This is a genomic window from Nesterenkonia sp. DZ6, assembly GCF_022565835.1.
Lineage (GTDB): Bacteria > Actinomycetota > Actinomycetes > Actinomycetales > Micrococcaceae > Nesterenkonia.
Genome location: NZ_JAJOYW010000002.1, coordinates 246,627 through 260,403, shown reverse-complemented (window position 1 = coordinate 260,403; position 13,777 = coordinate 246,627). Strand labels below are relative to the sequence as shown.

Annotated in this window: 17 protein-coding genes and 1 tRNA gene; 6 read left to right on the top strand and 12 right to left on the bottom strand. The window is 68.2% G+C overall.

Translation table 11 applies throughout. The features are described from left to right. Positions 1-106: 106 nt before the first annotated feature. Positions 107-544 (top strand): dihydrofolate reductase family protein, encoded by a 438-nt coding sequence (locus LTH93_RS06850; protein WP_370642707.1) that lies wholly within the window; start codon positions 107-109, stop codon positions 542-544. Positions 545-567: 23 nt separating this feature from the next. Here the strand turns inward: LTH93_RS06850 and LTH93_RS06845 are convergent, their stop codons facing one another. Together LTH93_RS06845 and LTH93_RS06840 are read right to left on the bottom strand one after the other, a co-directional pair. Next, positions 568-1,284, bottom strand: a complete 717-nt coding sequence (locus LTH93_RS06845; protein WP_241470516.1) for an NADPH-dependent F420 reductase — start codon at positions 1,282-1,284, stop codon at positions 568-570. Next, positions 1,277-1,735, bottom strand: a complete 459-nt coding sequence (locus tag LTH93_RS06840; RefSeq protein WP_241465269.1) for a 23S rRNA (pseudouridine(1915)-N(3))-methyltransferase RlmH — start codon at positions 1,733-1,735, stop codon at positions 1,277-1,279. Before LTH93_RS06840 ends, LTH93_RS06845 begins: the two co-directional genes overlap by 8 nt. 36 nt (positions 1,736-1,771) lie before the next feature. Between LTH93_RS06840 and LTH93_RS06835 the strand changes: the two genes are divergently transcribed. Continuing rightward, positions 1,772-2,245, top strand: a complete 474-nt coding sequence (locus LTH93_RS06835) for a GNAT family N-acetyltransferase (RefSeq protein ID WP_241470515.1) — start codon at positions 1,772-1,774, stop codon at positions 2,243-2,245. A gap of 54 nt (positions 2,246-2,299) precedes the next feature. Here LTH93_RS06835 and LTH93_RS06830 read toward each other — a convergent pair whose 3' ends face one another. Continuing rightward, positions 2,300-2,557 (bottom strand): hypothetical protein, encoded by a 258-nt coding sequence (locus LTH93_RS06830; protein ID WP_241470514.1) that lies wholly within the window; start codon positions 2,555-2,557, stop codon positions 2,300-2,302. Positions 2,558-2,574: 17 nt separating this feature from the next. Beyond that, positions 2,575-3,471, bottom strand: a complete 897-nt coding sequence (locus LTH93_RS06825) for a thermonuclease family protein (protein ID WP_241470513.1) — start codon at positions 3,469-3,471, stop codon at positions 2,575-2,577. 268 nt (positions 3,472-3,739) lie between these two features. On the opposite strand from LTH93_RS06825, the gene LTH93_RS06820 reads away from it, so the two are divergent. Beyond that, positions 3,740-4,948: a globin domain-containing protein gene (locus LTH93_RS06820; RefSeq protein WP_241470512.1), complete on the top strand. Its 1,209-nt coding sequence runs from the start codon at positions 3,740-3,742 to the stop codon at positions 4,946-4,948. Here LTH93_RS06820 and LTH93_RS06815 read toward each other — a convergent pair. The 4 genes from LTH93_RS06815 to tadA all read right to left on the bottom strand — a co-directional run bounded on the left by LTH93_RS06815 (position 4,903) and on the right by tadA (position 7,110). Then, entirely contained in the window at positions 4,903-5,724 is an 822-nt protein-coding gene (locus tag LTH93_RS06815) for a helix-turn-helix domain-containing protein (protein ID WP_255727366.1), read from the bottom strand. The genes LTH93_RS06820 and LTH93_RS06815 overlap by 46 nt on opposite strands. A gap of 174 nt (positions 5,725-5,898) precedes the next feature. Continuing rightward, positions 5,899-5,986: transfer RNA gene (locus LTH93_RS06810), tRNA-Ser, on the bottom strand. Positions 5,987-6,062: 76 nt separating this feature from the next. Continuing rightward, complete coding sequence (locus LTH93_RS06805) at positions 6,063-6,614, bottom strand: adenine phosphoribosyltransferase (RefSeq protein WP_241470510.1); 552 nt, start codon at positions 6,612-6,614, stop codon at positions 6,063-6,065. 10 nt (positions 6,615-6,624) lie between these two features. After that, the gene (gene tadA, locus LTH93_RS06800; RefSeq protein ID WP_342357732.1) at positions 6,625-7,110 is read right to left on the bottom strand and encodes a tRNA adenosine(34) deaminase TadA; all 486 of its coding nucleotides are present in this window, start codon (positions 7,108-7,110) and stop codon (positions 6,625-6,627) included. Between the two features lie 275 nt (positions 7,111-7,385). On the opposite strand from tadA, the gene upp reads away from it, so the two are divergent. The 3 genes from upp to LTH93_RS06785 all read left to right on the top strand — a co-directional run bounded on the left by upp (position 7,386) and on the right by LTH93_RS06785 (position 9,548). Continuing rightward, entirely contained in the window at positions 7,386-8,021 is a 636-nt protein-coding gene (gene upp, locus LTH93_RS06795) for a uracil phosphoribosyltransferase (RefSeq protein ID WP_241465262.1), read from the top strand. Positions 8,022-8,242: 221 nt separating this feature from the next. Continuing rightward, a complete protein-coding gene (locus tag LTH93_RS06790) occupies positions 8,243-9,034 on the top strand; it encodes a winged helix-turn-helix domain-containing protein (RefSeq protein WP_241465261.1) in 792 nt (263 codons plus the stop codon). A gap of 7 nt (positions 9,035-9,041) precedes the next feature. After that, positions 9,042-9,548 carry a SixA phosphatase family protein gene (locus LTH93_RS06785; protein ID WP_241465260.1) on the top strand — a complete coding sequence of 169 codons (507 nt, stop codon included), beginning with the start codon at positions 9,042-9,044 and terminating at the stop codon, positions 9,546-9,548. 18 nt (positions 9,549-9,566) lie between these two features. Here LTH93_RS06785 and LTH93_RS06780 read toward each other — a convergent pair whose 3' ends face one another. The 4 genes from LTH93_RS06780 to LTH93_RS06765 are packed head-to-tail and all read right to left on the bottom strand — an operon-like array spanning position 9,567 to position 13,736. Further along, positions 9,567-9,833 (bottom strand): HPr family phosphocarrier protein, encoded by a 267-nt coding sequence (locus LTH93_RS06780; protein WP_241465259.1) that lies wholly within the window; start codon positions 9,831-9,833, stop codon positions 9,567-9,569. Further along, entirely contained in the window at positions 9,830-11,875 is a 2,046-nt protein-coding gene (locus LTH93_RS06775) for a PTS fructose transporter subunit IIABC (RefSeq protein ID WP_241465258.1), read from the bottom strand. Before LTH93_RS06775 ends, LTH93_RS06780 begins: the two co-directional genes overlap by 4 nt. Beyond that, on the bottom strand, positions 11,872-12,942 hold the full coding sequence (locus LTH93_RS06770) for a 1-phosphofructokinase family hexose kinase (protein WP_241470509.1): 1,071 nt from the start codon (positions 12,940-12,942) through the stop codon (positions 11,872-11,874). The genes LTH93_RS06775 and LTH93_RS06770 overlap by 4 nt, the downstream gene beginning before the upstream one ends. Then, the gene (locus LTH93_RS06765; protein ID WP_241465256.1) at positions 12,939-13,736 is read right to left on the bottom strand and encodes a DeoR/GlpR family DNA-binding transcription regulator; all 798 of its coding nucleotides are present in this window, start codon (positions 13,734-13,736) and stop codon (positions 12,939-12,941) included. Before LTH93_RS06765 ends, LTH93_RS06770 begins: the two co-directional genes overlap by 4 nt. Positions 13,737-13,777 lie beyond the last annotated feature (41 nt).

Genomic DNA, 13,777 nt, shown 5'->3' with positions numbered 1-13,777 from the left:
GACGCATCTCACCCCTCATGAATCGGGCGGGATGAGGTGGAATGCGCGCTCGCCGGAGTCGTCATCCTGACGCGAAACGTCGACGATCCGTCAGACGCCGCGGTTGATGGAGTGGGCGTTCGAAACCCGGACCTTCCGTGAGATGGGCTTACATGGCAAGACCGAGGGGTCCCGCGGTGTCGATGAGGCGTTCGCGAGCCGGTGGGGGCGAAGCATCGGCGTGGAGATCATGGGACGACACAAGTTCGGCCCGCAGCGCGGCCCATGGGCGGATGAGGAATGGAAGGGCTGGTGGGGCGATGACCCGGTCTTCCACACCCCCGTGGTGGTGCTGACCCACCACCCGCGGCCGATGCTCGAGATGGCAGGCGGCACGACCTTCCATTTCATGGATACCGACCCGGTCTCCGCACTGGATCACGCGCGCGATCTCGCCGGAGGCCTTGACGTGCGGATCGGCGGCGGGGTGGCCACGCTGCGGCAGTTCCTCGAGGCGGATCTGATCGACTACATGCACCTGGTCTTCACCCGCCGCACCGGGTGATCTTCATCGCCACGGCCAGCGGCTCAGCGGGCGAAGCGCAGGATGTCCTCGCGGCGCAGCGGGCGGTTGAACAGCGGCCCGTCGGGCTCCATGATCCGTCCCGCGGCCAGCGCGCCGAGGGAGACCGGATCGAAACCGATGCGGTCCAGCAGTCCCATGACCAGTCCGCGGGCGGCGTCGTCATCTCCGGCGACGGCGAGCGCTCGGCGCTGGGACAGCTCGGCGGCGGGCCGGGCGGCGTCGTCGATATCGGCGTGGGCGATGTGGTTCAGCGCCTTGATCACCCGCGCGGAGCCGAACCGTCCGGCCAGTGCCATGGAGGTCGGCAGCTGTTCATCCACCGCGGCCTGCAGCCAGCCCGGGAGCAGCTCGTCCTGCCAGGTGTTGGTCGCGTCGATCAGCACGGTGCCGACCACCCAGTCCGGGTCCACCTCATCGAGCTCCTCCTGCGGGACCGCGAGGATGACGAGCCCGCTGGAATCCCGGGCACGCGCGGCGATGTCCGCACCTACCACCGGGACTGCACCGGGGGCGTAGATCTTGAGGTGATGCTGCAGCGCTCGGGGCGGGCGGGTGGAGGCGATGTCCACAGCGACCCCGGCGCGCAGCAGGGCCCGGGCGAAGGCGGTGCCGGCTCGGCCGGCCCCGAGGATGCCGACAACGGGTCGGGTGGTCTCCGAGGCTGCGGCCGCCGCGGGTTCGGGGGAAGGCTCCGCGGCGGGTGCAGACCGCTCAGACATGGTGATACGCCCGCCCTCCGGAGATCTCCTGGGCGCGGTAGACCTGCTCGGCGAGCAGCATCCGGACCAGCTGGTGCGGGAAGACGAGCTTGGAGAGCGACCAGACGAAGTCGGCGCGGTGCTGCAGCTCATCGGTGACACCATAGGCCCCGCCGATGATCACCACGACGTGCTGCCCATTGTCGAAGCTGGCCTGGAGATGCTCGGCCAGGCCCGTCGAGCTGATGTTCTTGCCGCGCTCATCGAGCAGGATGACGTGATCCTTGGTCTTCAGCGCGGCGAGGATCCGTTCGGACTCCTCCTGGCGGGCTGCATCGTGCTCGCGGGAGGAATGCGGAAGCAGCTTCCAGTCCAGGTCATACGGCTTGCGGAGCCGCCTGGTGTAGCGCTCGATCCCCTCCGCGGCCCACTTCTCATGCTTCTTGCCGATGGCCAGGGCAGTGATGCTCATGGGTCTGAGACTACCGGCAAGCCTAGGATGGAGCCCATGCCTGCTCAGTTTCACGCTGCCCCCGTGGCCCAGATGGATCCCGTCTCGCTCTACCTCATCCTGAAGCTGCGCACCGATGCCTTCGTGGTCGAGCAGCAGTGCCCGTACCCGGAGCTCGACGGTCGAGACCTGGAGCCCGGTGCGGTGATGTTCTGGGCGGTCAACGGCACCTCGGGCGAGGAGTCCGGAGACGACGCCGCCGCACCCACCGCCACGCTGCGGATCCTCCACGAGCTGGCGGGCTTCCGGATCGGGCGTGTGGTGGCGGCCCCTGACGCGCGCGGGACCGGGGTGGCCCGTGAGCTGATGAAGCGCGCGCTGGAGTTCTGCGCCGGGCAGTCAGCTGAATCGCAGGTCGTGCTCGACGCTCAGGCGCCGCTGCAGGGCTGGTATGAGGCCTTCGGCTTCGTCCGGTCCGGGGAGCAGTTCCTGGAAGACGGGATTCCCCACGTGCCGATGCGTCGAGGCTGACGCTCAGGTCTTGGAAGTTCCCAGGGTCTGACTTCCCTCAGGCTTCATGATGTTTCAGAAGCGGCGGCGGATGCGGCCTGCCGCGGTGGCGACCACGAAGATCGCAAGCCAAGAGACCAGATACCAGCCGGGGCTCAGCTGGAGGTCAGACGGCGCGAGGTACATCCAGGCGATGAGCGGGATGCCCATGATCGCGACCGCACTCTGCCAGCTGGTCCAGAACTTGCCGCTGGAGGCCCACTCGACGGTGGATGGATCAGCGGTGAAGTGTTCCACGCGTTCATACTCGCTGGACCTGGAGCTTTTCGCCATGACAGCACGATAGCGCCTCAGCCGTTGGCCTCGCATCCATAACCGTCGCCATCGCCGTCCAGACCATGCGGGTCGGCACCGATGACTCGGACCGGGAAGTCCAGATCGCCACAGTTGATGTCCGGCGGGTAGACCGGGATGCAGGGCGTGTAGTTGGGATCGCAGTTTCCGCCCTGCTGGCCGGACGGTGGAACCGGGGCGGGCTCGGGGGCGCAGGTCTGCAGCGGGGCGCCGTCGTCGGCCGCGATGTAACCCGGTTCCCGGGTGTGGAAGCCATAGCCGTCCCGGGAGTCATACCGGGCGACCGCGAGGCCCTCCTCGATCAGGGTCTTGCCCGCGTCGGTCCCTCCGACGTCCACGTAGCGCAGGATTCGGTCATAGCGATCGGTGTCCTCACCATCGCGGGTCAGTGTGACGGTCCTGCCCAGCACCAGCTCGCTCATCCGGGTGGATGCGGTGTCGAAATGGCACTCGCCACGTTCAGGAGTGTCAATCCCGCTCACCCTGACAGTGTCCCCGGAGTCCAGCTCCACGGTGTCTCCGTCGATGATGCGCACGACGACGGCGGTGTGCTCGTTCGGATCAGCGGTGGGGGTGGGCGTCGGAGTCGGCGTCGGACTTGGGGTCGGAGTCGGAGATGTCGAGGGCGTCTCGGACTTGGAGGGCTCCTCCGAAGGCTCGTCGGTCTCCTCAGGTTCCGCAGGGTCCTCAGACTCCTCGACGACGAGCTCCTGCTCCTCCGTCGCGGCGGCGCGTTCTTCAACCTCGTTGGGGTTCACCATGAATGCGACGAGGCCGATGATCATCAGCAGAACGAACAGCGCGATGAATCCGCCACAGCCGATGGTCGCAATGCGGAGGATGATCGGCCAGCGCTGGAACTTCTGCCAGGCCGTGAGCTTCTCTGCACCCACGCCAGGAGGGTTGCTGGGCAGGGGGTATTGCCCCGGGAAGCGCTGCGACATCGATTGAACCTCATCTGGTGCGGGCGAGAGACCCGTGCGGAGAGCGCGGCTCCCGCACCACAGTAGGTGCCCGTGGGGTGATAGATGCCGAGACGCGCCTGCAGGCAAGGCCGATGAATAAACGCGGTGAAACCGCCTACGCCACGAGGAGGCAGTGCGAGACCATCGAAGAGTCCACCCGGTTCCTGGTGGCGAAGAACCAGAGAGAGGCCACCCGATGAGACTGTCTCCAGAGTCCACCGACGTCGTCGAGCAGACTGCGGGCGTCGTCGCCGAGCATGCCGAAGCCATCAGCACGCTCTTCTACGCGGACATGTTCGAGGCCCACCCCGAGCTGTTCAACGTGTTCAACCGGGCGAACCAGGCGATCGGTGAGCAGCCGAAGGCGCTCGCGGCGTCGGTCGTGGCGTTCGCGGTGCATCTGATCGACCCCGACGCGCCGGACTTCACGCCGGTGATGCGGCGCATCGCCCATAAGCATGTCTCACTCGGCATCCAGGCGTCCGAGTATCTGGTCGTCGGCCGGTACCTGCTCGCTGCGGTGAAGAAGGTGCTCGGTGACGCGATCACCGCCGAGGTCGCGTCCGCATGGGACGAGGTCTATTGGCTCTTCGCTACGGCCCTGATCGCTGAAGAGGGCAAGCTCTACGCCGAGGGCGGCACAGATCCTGATCACCCATGGGGCAGATATCGGGTCGTGGAGCGTTTCGAGGAGTCCGGAGAGGTGTTCTCTCTGCTGCTTGCCCCGGTGGACGGCCAGGTGCCAGCGCATCGGACGGGACAGTATGTCGCGATCGCTGTGGATCTTCCGGACGGGCTGCGTCAGCCGCGGCAGTACACGATCTCATCGGGTCCGCGCGGCGATTCCCTGCGCGTGACGATCAAGCGGGTCCGTGGCGTCGACGGGATGCCCGACGGGCAGGTCTCGGGCTGGCTGTACGAGAACGCCCAGCCGGGCACGATCCTCGATGTGTCACAGCCCGCGGGCGACGTGGTGCTCGATGAGACCGATGTTCCGCTGGTGCTGGTCTCTGCGGGAATCGGCATCACCCCGGTGGCGGCCATCATGGAAGACCTCTCGCGTCGGCAGCCGGAGCGCACGGTCCGGCTCTTCCACGCCGACAAGTCGCATGCGCACCACGCGCTCTACGACGGACTCCGTCGGCAGGTGCTTGCGATGCCGGATGCTCGTGCCCAGAACTGGTACGAGAAGGACGCGGAGATCGCGCCGACCCTGCATCCGGCAAAGTCGGGATTCATGAACCTCTCCGACGTGGAGCTTCCCGAGGAGGCGCAGGTGTTCATGTGTGGACCGCTGCCCTTCATGCAGAGCGCGCGGCGCTCGCTGATCGACCAGGGCGTGCCGAGCGAGAACATCCACTACGAGGTGTTCGGCCCGGACCTCTGGGCACAGCAGCCCGCATAGCCTCCCCCGGAGGCGGGTGGGGTGTGGTCACAGCACGCTGCATCTCCAAGGCTCTCATCGGCCGAATGATCCAGTGTGCGCTTTGCCCGCACCGCGCCCTGCTCGAGTGCTGCATCGTCGCAGTCGCCGTCAAGACCGCCGGGCTGAGTGGAGCGGGCCGCTTCCCCTTTGAGAGCAAGCACGATCACACATCGTTTCGGACTGAGGAAGGGATGCAGACGGCGCAGCTCCAGTGGGCCGGAGACCTGCGCGAGCTGGTCCCGGACGAGCTTCGCGTGCACAGAGCAGACGAGCGGCCGCTCTTCGTCGATCATCTCCTCATAGAGGCAGGGCAGCAGCCCGACTGTGAGTTCCTGTTCGTCAAGCTCAGGCTCCATGCCGGCATCCTCCAGATGCTCGTACAGGGCATCGAGCTGGTGCACCGCTTTCGTCCCGAGTGAGTCGCTGTGGTCGAGTTCAGGGGCGAGGTCGCGAAGCAGGTCGCCCCGCGCTCTGGCTGCAGCTGCTCGTCGTTCGGCCGCCTGGCTGTGTTCGATCCGCTGGACGGGGGAGTACCCGTGCGGCGGGCGGCCTCGACGGCCGGTGTCCACGGGGGCGCTCGCGATCAGTCCCTCGTCCTCGAGCACGCGCAGATGGTCTCGTGCAGTGCTGACTGGGACGCAGGCTTCCTCAGCGAGCTCCTGCAGCCTGCGGCCGGGGACCCGCTGGACCGCATGGAGCAGTCGCAGTCGACTCTTCTGCGTGAGTCCCCGATAGTCATCCACTCGCCGAGGCATAACTTCCAGGATACGTATCGCGGCCACAGAATCGAAGACCACGTCCTGCCGGCCTCTACCCGTTCTACCGGCGCTTCGGCGGTGCCGCCAGGCCGCAGAAGCACCTTGAGGACGCTGGGGGTGCAGAAAACCCCGCCGGCTGCATGACTGCAGATCAGCGGGGCTCTCGGTCGGCGGTGACGGTGGGATTTGAACCCACGGTGCGGGGTAACCGCACACAGCATTTCGAGTGCTGCACCTTCGGCCGCTCGGACACGTCACCAGGCCCGTTGAGTATACGCAAACATCTCGCGCTCACCCAAAAGCACCCACGGCGGGCACGGTCTCAACAGGTCAGCTCAGCCCTGGAACAGGGCGTGCACCTCGCCGCAGAGCAGGCGTCCGCCAAGCCCTCCGATCTCCAAGACGACGGCGGCGCCGGCCACCTGACAGTCAAGCTGGCCGATCAGCTCCCGGGTCGCTGCCAGGGTGCCGCCGGTGGCCAGCACGTCATCGACGATCAGCACCCGGTGCTCGGGCTTGAGCACATCGGGAGCCTCGATCACCGCGGTGCCGTACTCCAGCGTGTACTCAACCCGCCCGGCAGGTGCCGGCAGCTTCCCTGCCTTGCGGATGGGCATGAATCCGGTGCCGGTCAGCGCGGCGATCATCCCTGCCAGGGTGAACCCGCGGGCCTCGATCCCGGCGACCATGTCGAAGCTCCCGGCGAAGGGGGCCAGCAGGCCCTCGGCCACCGTGCGCAGCGCGGCCGGATCCGCAAGCACGGGGGAGATGTCCTGGAAGAGGATGCCTGGTTCGGGGAAGTCGGGGGTGACTGCGAAGAGCGACTGCGCATGGGCCAGCCGCTCGGGCGAGGGCGCGGAGAGCTGCGGTGAGGAAAGTGTGGACACGACCGCAAGCCTATCTGCGGAACTGCTCGAAGAACGCGCGCAGCTGGTCGGCGCACTCCTCGGCGCGCACCCCAGGATGGACCTCCACCCAGTGGTTCAGCCGGGGCTCGCGCAGAATGTCGAACACCGATCCCGCAGCCCCGGCCTTCTCATCCCAGGCGCCGAAGATCACGTGCCCGATCCGAGACTGATAGATCGCTCCGGCGCACATCGGGCACGGCTCCAGGGTCACCGCGAGCACGCAGCCGTCCAGCCGCCAGCTCCCCAGACTCGCCGCGGCGGCCCGCAGGGCGGTGATCTCCGCATGACCGGCCGGGTCGTCGTCGCGCTCTCGGGTGTTGAAGCCCTCGCCGAGCACCTCACCGGCAGCGGAGAAGACGACGGCGCCCACCGGCACGTCCGCGGAGGAGGTCGCCTCGGAAGCCAGCTCCAGACAGCGCCCGATGGCCTTCTCCTGATCGGCCCGCGCCCGTGGGGACCACGCTGAAGAATCAATGGACTCAGCGGGGGCCGCTTGTGGCTTGGGCGGGATGTTCTCGGTCACAGCACCAGCCTATGGGGCCGATGCCAGCGGTGCTCGACTCGCGGGACCTCGGTCAGATCGATCGGCGCGGTTCCCGCCGCGAGAGACGCGGATGCAGAGCCCCGTGGCGATGATCAGGGCGACCATGAAGACTGCAGCGGCTGCTCGAACGCTGACCCCCGAAGGGGTGGCTGCCGCTGCGGGCACCGACGGCCGGCTCCCGCGGGCGTGCTGGTAGTTTTGACACTATGCGCGTACAGGTTGTGGAACACCCACTGATCTCCCATAAACTCACCCAGCTGCGACGGGTGGAGACCGCTTCGAACCAGTTCCGCGAACTGACTCGCGAGCTGGTCATGCTGCTCTCCTATGAGGCCAGTGGTTCCATCGCCACCGAGTCGGTGGAGATCCAGACCCCGGTGGCCACGATGACCGGCACCCAGCTGGCGGACCCCAAGCCCCTGGTGGTCCCGATCCTGCGCGCCGGACTGGGGATGCTGGATGGGATGACCGCCATGGTCCCCACCGCAGAGGTCGGATTCCTCGGGATGGCCCGGAACGAAGAGACCCTGGACATCATCACCTACGCCGAGCGGCTTCCGGAAGACCTCACCGGGCGCCACGTCTTCGTGCTGGACCCGATGCTCGCCACCGGCGGCACCCTCGCCGAGGCCATCCGTTTCCTGAAGAAGGCCAACGCCGCGAAGATCACCTGCATCTGCCTGCTGGCGGCCCCCGAGGGGATCGAGCGGCTGCGCGAAAAGGTGGGCGACATCGAGGTGGAGCTCTACCTCGCCGCCATCGACGAGAAGCTCAACGAGAAGTCCTACATCGTGCCCGGTCTCGGCGACGCCGGCGACCGCCTCTACGGCCTCGCTCAGTAGGCCCAGCACCCCCTGCTGGCGACGCCGCCCGCAGGCCTGTTGCATGTGAGGCGAAGCCGGTCAACGCCCCCATCCGTTGAAATAGTGTGATCCCGGTCACAAAAAGGTCACTCCATCTCATTATGTGGAAGATCGCCCCTTTTGTTACTTGCGGATTCCAAATGTGACGGACACCCTGTAATGGATACCACCGTCCACCTGCAGCGGGGGAGTTGCCACCAATGTCCGCACACCTGAGTCAGCCACAGAATCCCGGCTACGTCCATGTCTCGGTGCGCAACGCCGCTCGCCGTGCCGAGATGGCCCGCCGAATCCGCGCTGCCAACGCCAGCGACGAAACCAGCGGCGCGCATCCGCGCACCGCACCCGTGCCGGTGGTCGCCCAGAACGGTGGAGGGCCGCAGATGGTCCAGCCCGATATCGTGACCCGCGGCTTCGTCGTCTACGTCGGCCTCGACGAGGATGCCGCCAGTGCGGCCGGGACCTCGCTGCACAAGATCGCCACCGAGCTGCGCGACTACGTGGAGCACATCGCCGCCGATGCGCAGGTGCACATCGCCATGGCCTTGGCGTCGGCGGCCCACGAGGGCAGCGATCTGGAGGTCGTGCGGCAGGCGCTGGGCGATCCCACCGTCACCCACCGCGGCGTCGAGGTCCCCATCAGCACCCCGCCGGCGCCCACCAGCTCCGGCGTGCTGATCGACCTGTCCCGTCGGGAGGTCCGCCTCGACGGCGAGGGTCTGAATCTGACCTTCAAGGAGTTCGAGCTGCTGAACTACCTGGTGGACAACGGATCTCGCACCGTGGGACGCGAGGAGCTGCTCAAGACCCTGTGGCGCAACGTGGACCCGGACCAGATGCCCAACGAGCGCACCATCGACGTGCACATCCGCCGGCTGCGCTCCAAGCTGGGGCGCCTTGCCAATACGGTGCGCACGGTCCGCGGACAGGGCTACCGCTTCTACGAGCACCCTGAGGTCACCGTCTGGGCAGCCCCCGAATACTCGATCTGAGTCCTGGATGCCTGAACTGCTGATCCTGCGCCACGGTGAATCCGGGCATTCCTTCTCAGGGGACGACCACGGCCGCACCCTGACCCGTCACGGGCAGGAACAGGCGCGTGCCGTCGGGCGCTGGCTGGTGAGTTCGGGGAACCTGCCGGACAACACGGTCTGCTCGGACTCGATGCGCACCCGGCAGACCTGCATCTGGGTCAATCATGAGCTGGGTGAGAAGGCTCCGACGCCGTACCTGGACTCGCGGCTCTACCTCGCGGCGCCGCGCTCGATGCTCTCGATCATCAACGAGGTGCCCGAGACGGTGCGCACGCTGCTGGTGGTCGCCCACATGCCGGGAGTCCAGGAGCTCAGCATGGACCTGGCCTCGGCGCGCTCCCAGGAGGACCCGGTGATCCAGATGGCCGGTTCCTGGCCGCCTGCCGGGCTCGCCCGGTTCCAGGTGCACAAGCCCTGGGCCGAGCTCGACGGCCGCGACGCCGAGCTCACGGACTTCTTCACCGCCGGCTGAGTCAGCCTGCCGGTCGGATCAGTCTGCCTCCTCCAGCAGCTGCACCAGCGTCTCCAGTGCCTGCTCCGCGCCCTCGCCGTGGGCTCGCAGGACCACCTGATCCCCGTGTGCCACATCGAGGCTCATCACGCCCAGCAGGCTGTCCGCCTGTGCGGACATCCCTGGCTCGGCGGCCTTCGCGATCTCCACGGAGACCGGCTGTCCCGCAGCTGCAGACGCGAAGGCCGCGGCAGGCCGGGCGTGGAGCCCGGCCGCCGCGGCGATCACCGCAGTGCGTTCAATCATGCAGCAGAGGTTACACTCTTCCGCACCCAGCGCTTCAGCGCGATCACCGTCAGCGCGGTGACGACGGCGCCGACCATCACGGAGAGCAGGAAGAGCCAGAAGCTCTCGATGGCGAACGGCACGAAGATGCCGCCGTGGGGCGCATAGGAGGTGACCCCGAAGGCCATGGTCATCGCGCCGGTCACGGCGCCGCCGACCATCGAGGCCGGCAGCACCCGCAGCGGGTCAGCCGCGGCGAACGGGATGGCGCCCTCGGAGATGAACGCCGCGCCGAGCAGCACGGCGGTCTTGCCGTTCTCCCGCTCGGCGGCGCTGAACAGGCGAGCGTCGATGAACGTGGCGAACGCCATGCCCAGCGGCGGGACCATGCCGGCGGCCATGACCGTGGCCATGATCATCAGCGGTCCGGTGTTGCCCTCGGCGACTGCTGCCGAGAGGCCGGCCACGGCGAAGGAGTAGGCGACCTTGTTGACCGGTCCGCCGAGGTCGAAGCACATCATCAGACCCAGCACGATGCCCAGGACGATGGCGGCGGAGCCGGTCATCCCGGAGAGCCAGTTCTCCAGGCCGGAGGTCAGTGCGGCGATGGGACCGCCGAGCACCAGCAGCATCAGGCCGCCGGCGACCAGCGAGGCCACCAGCGGAATGATCACCACGGGCATCAGGCCGGCCAGCCAGCGCGGCACGCTGAGCCTGCGGAACCACAGGGCCACCGCACCGGCGAGGACACCGCCGACGATGCCACCGATGAATCCAGCGTCCATGGTCAGCGCGATCGCGCCGGCGGTGAAGCCGGGGGCGATGCCGGGGCGATCGGCCATGCCGAACGCGATGTAGCCGGCCAGCGCGGGAACCAGGAAGCCCATGGCCGCCCCGCCGATGGTGAAGAACACCGCGCCGAGGTATCCGCCCAATGCGCCGAATCCGAGGAACTCCTCGGGCAGCTGGTCAGGGGTGGGAAGGTTCCACAAGGAGTTCCCCAGCGCCACGTCTTCGGCGACCTCGGTGATGTTGTAGCCGCCGAGCAGGAACCCCAGCGCGATCAACAGGCCGCCGGCGGCCACGAAGGGGATCATGTAGCTGACGCCGGTCATCAGGACCCGCTGGGTGGCGCGGCCGAAGCCTTCGCGCTCCCCACTGGCAGCGGTGCTGCCATCGGAGTCTCCGGACCCGCCGGAGGCGACGACGGTCGCGTCCGGGTCCTTCGCCGCGGCCAGCGCCTCGGCGATCATCTTGTCCGGCTCATCGATGCCGCGCTTGACCCGCGAGGTGATGACCGGCTTGCCGGCGAAGCGGTGCCGATCGCGGACGTCGACGTCGGTGGCGAAGATGACGGCGTCCGCGGCGGCGATGGTCTCGGCTCCCAGCGGGGTCGCGCCGGAGGAGCCCTGGGTCTCCACCTGGATCTCCACGCCTGCTTCCTTGGCGGCCTTCTTCAGCGAGTCGGCTGCCATGTAGGTGTGGGCGATGCCGGTGGGGCATGCGGTGACGGCGACGAGGCGACCGACCGTCGTCGCGGTCTGGCTGGTGCCTTCACCGTCCCCTGCGGGTGCACCGGAGCCGCGGCTGCCGGCGTTGGCGGTGACCGGGGCCGGCTGGACCGCCTCGGCGACCAGGTCGACCACGCGCTGCTCGGTCTCGGCGCTGCGCAGATCCGCGAGGAACTCGTCGTTGATCAGCGAGGTCGCCAGCGCGGAGAGGATCTTCAGGTGAGCCTGGTCCGCGCCGTCGGGGGCGGCGATCATGAAGACCAGGTCCGCCGGGCCGTCGGTGGAGCCGAAGTCCACCGGCTGGGCCAGGCGGGCGAAGGCCAGCGTGGCCTCGGTGACGGCACCGGTGCGGCAGTGCGGGATGGCGATGCCACCAGGCATGCCGGTCTCGGAGGTCTCCTCGCGAGCCCAGACGTCGGCGGCGAGCTCAGCTGCGGCGGCACTGCGTCCGGCAGAGCCGACGAGTCCGGCGAGGGCATCGATAACCTCGCGCTTGTTGCCGGCGGTGAGCTTGTCGAGGCTCACCAGCCCCGGCGTGATGATCGTATTCATGATGTCTCCACATTCACGGTAGTGGTCGTGCTTGGATTGAGGGTGAGGTGTTCGGTGCTGAGTGCTTCGGTGCTGAGTGCTGAGGTGCTGAGGTGCTGCGGCGTCGGCATGATGGAGCCGGGCAGTTCCGCCGCGGCTCGTCCCATGGCCATGGCGTGCTTGAGTGAATCGGTCTCCGAGGCGCCGGACTGGGCTGCGGCGATGAACCCCGCGAGCGAGGCATCACCGGCTCCCACGGTGGAACGCGGCACGATCGCCGGGCCCCAGGCGCGCAGCGCGGCGGGCTCGCCGTCGCTCGGCGCGGTCTTCAGGTGAGGGATGAACACTGCGCCATGGGCGCCCAGGGTGACCAGTGCGGCGCGTGCTCCGTGGTGCTGCAGCTCGGTGGCGAGCTGCACGGCACGGGCGGGGTCGGTCTCGAGCTCATCCGCCAGACGCTGAGCCGTGTCAGGATCGGTTGCGGCCGAACCGGTGAAGGCGGCGTGCAGCTCGAGCAGCTCCTCGGCATTGGGCTTGATCAGGTCTGGCGCCGCGGGCAGAGCGGCGGCCATCGGCTCCCCTGAGGTGTCCAGCGCGATCTTCGGCGTCTGTTCCCCGAAGGTCCGCCGCAGCGCGGTGATGGCCTGGGCGTAGAAGTCCACCGGGACTCCGGGCGGGAGCGACCCGGCCAGCGCCACCCAGGAGGCGCCCTCCGAGGCCTGAAGCAGCAGCTGCAGCAGGGCCCCGGTGAGGGCGGCGTCGAACGCCGGTCCCGGTTCGTTGATCTTGGTGGTGACCCCCTGTGGGTCGGTGATCGCGGTGTTGGTGCGCAGCGGTGCGCCCAGCGGCAGCGCCCGGGCCTCCACGCCGAGCTCCTGCAGGGCGAGCAGCACCGGATCCCCGGGGTCACCGGGAAGCACCGCCAGTGACCGGGTGCCGGCGGCGGTGAGCGCCCGGGAGATGTTGACGCCCTTGCCGCCGGGTTCGGCGGTGTGGCCGATCGCGCGCTGGACCGCGCCGGTGCGCAGCGGGGCGTCGAGCTCGAGCGTCTTGTCCAGACTCGGATTGGGAGTGAAGGTCACGATCATGGGGCGACCGCCACGATCACTCGGACGTCGGCCTCGTCCAGCGCGTGGGCCAGCTCAGGGTGCGGTGCGGCATCGGTGATCAGCACATCGATCTCCTCAAGGGTTGCGAACTGTACGAGGGTGCGTTGACCGAGCTTGCTGGAATCTGCCAGCAGGACCACCTGGCGCGCGGCGTGGACCAGGCCCGACTTCACCGCGGCCTCAGCGGTGTCTGGGGTGGACAGACCGAAGCCCGCATCCACCCCATTGGTGCCGATGAACGCCACATCGGCCTGGCGGCGAGACAGGGTGGCCACGGCCTGCGCCCCCACCACGGTGCCGGTGATCCCGCGGACCTTGCCGCCGAGCACCTCCACGTCCAAGGAGCTGACCTCGGCGAGCTTCTGCGCGATCGGGACCGAGCTGGTGGTCACGAACCGGGTGTGGCGCTGCTCCTCGCCGGCGCCGAGCAGCTCGGCGAGCGCCTCAGTGCTGGTTCCGGCGTCGAGCAGCACGGAGGCATCGGGGGAGGAGGGCACGAAGCTCATCGCCTCACGGGCGATCACGCGCTTCTGCTGCGAGTGCTCGCTCTGCCGCTGACGCAGCGAGGTCTCGCGCCGGGAGGGTGCGGAGCTGACGACGGCGCCGCCGTGGACCCGCTGCAATGAGCCTGCGGTCTCAAGCAGGTCCAGGTCGCGGCGGACGGTCTCTCTGGTCACTTTCAGGTCGCGGGCGATCTCCTGGACCGTGATCGTGCCGGTGAGGCGCAATCGGTCGAGAATCCGCTCGTGCCGCTCGGGGGCGAGCAACGTCATGCTGAGCTCCTTTTCAGTGACCCAGACCACTTTTGTGTGGG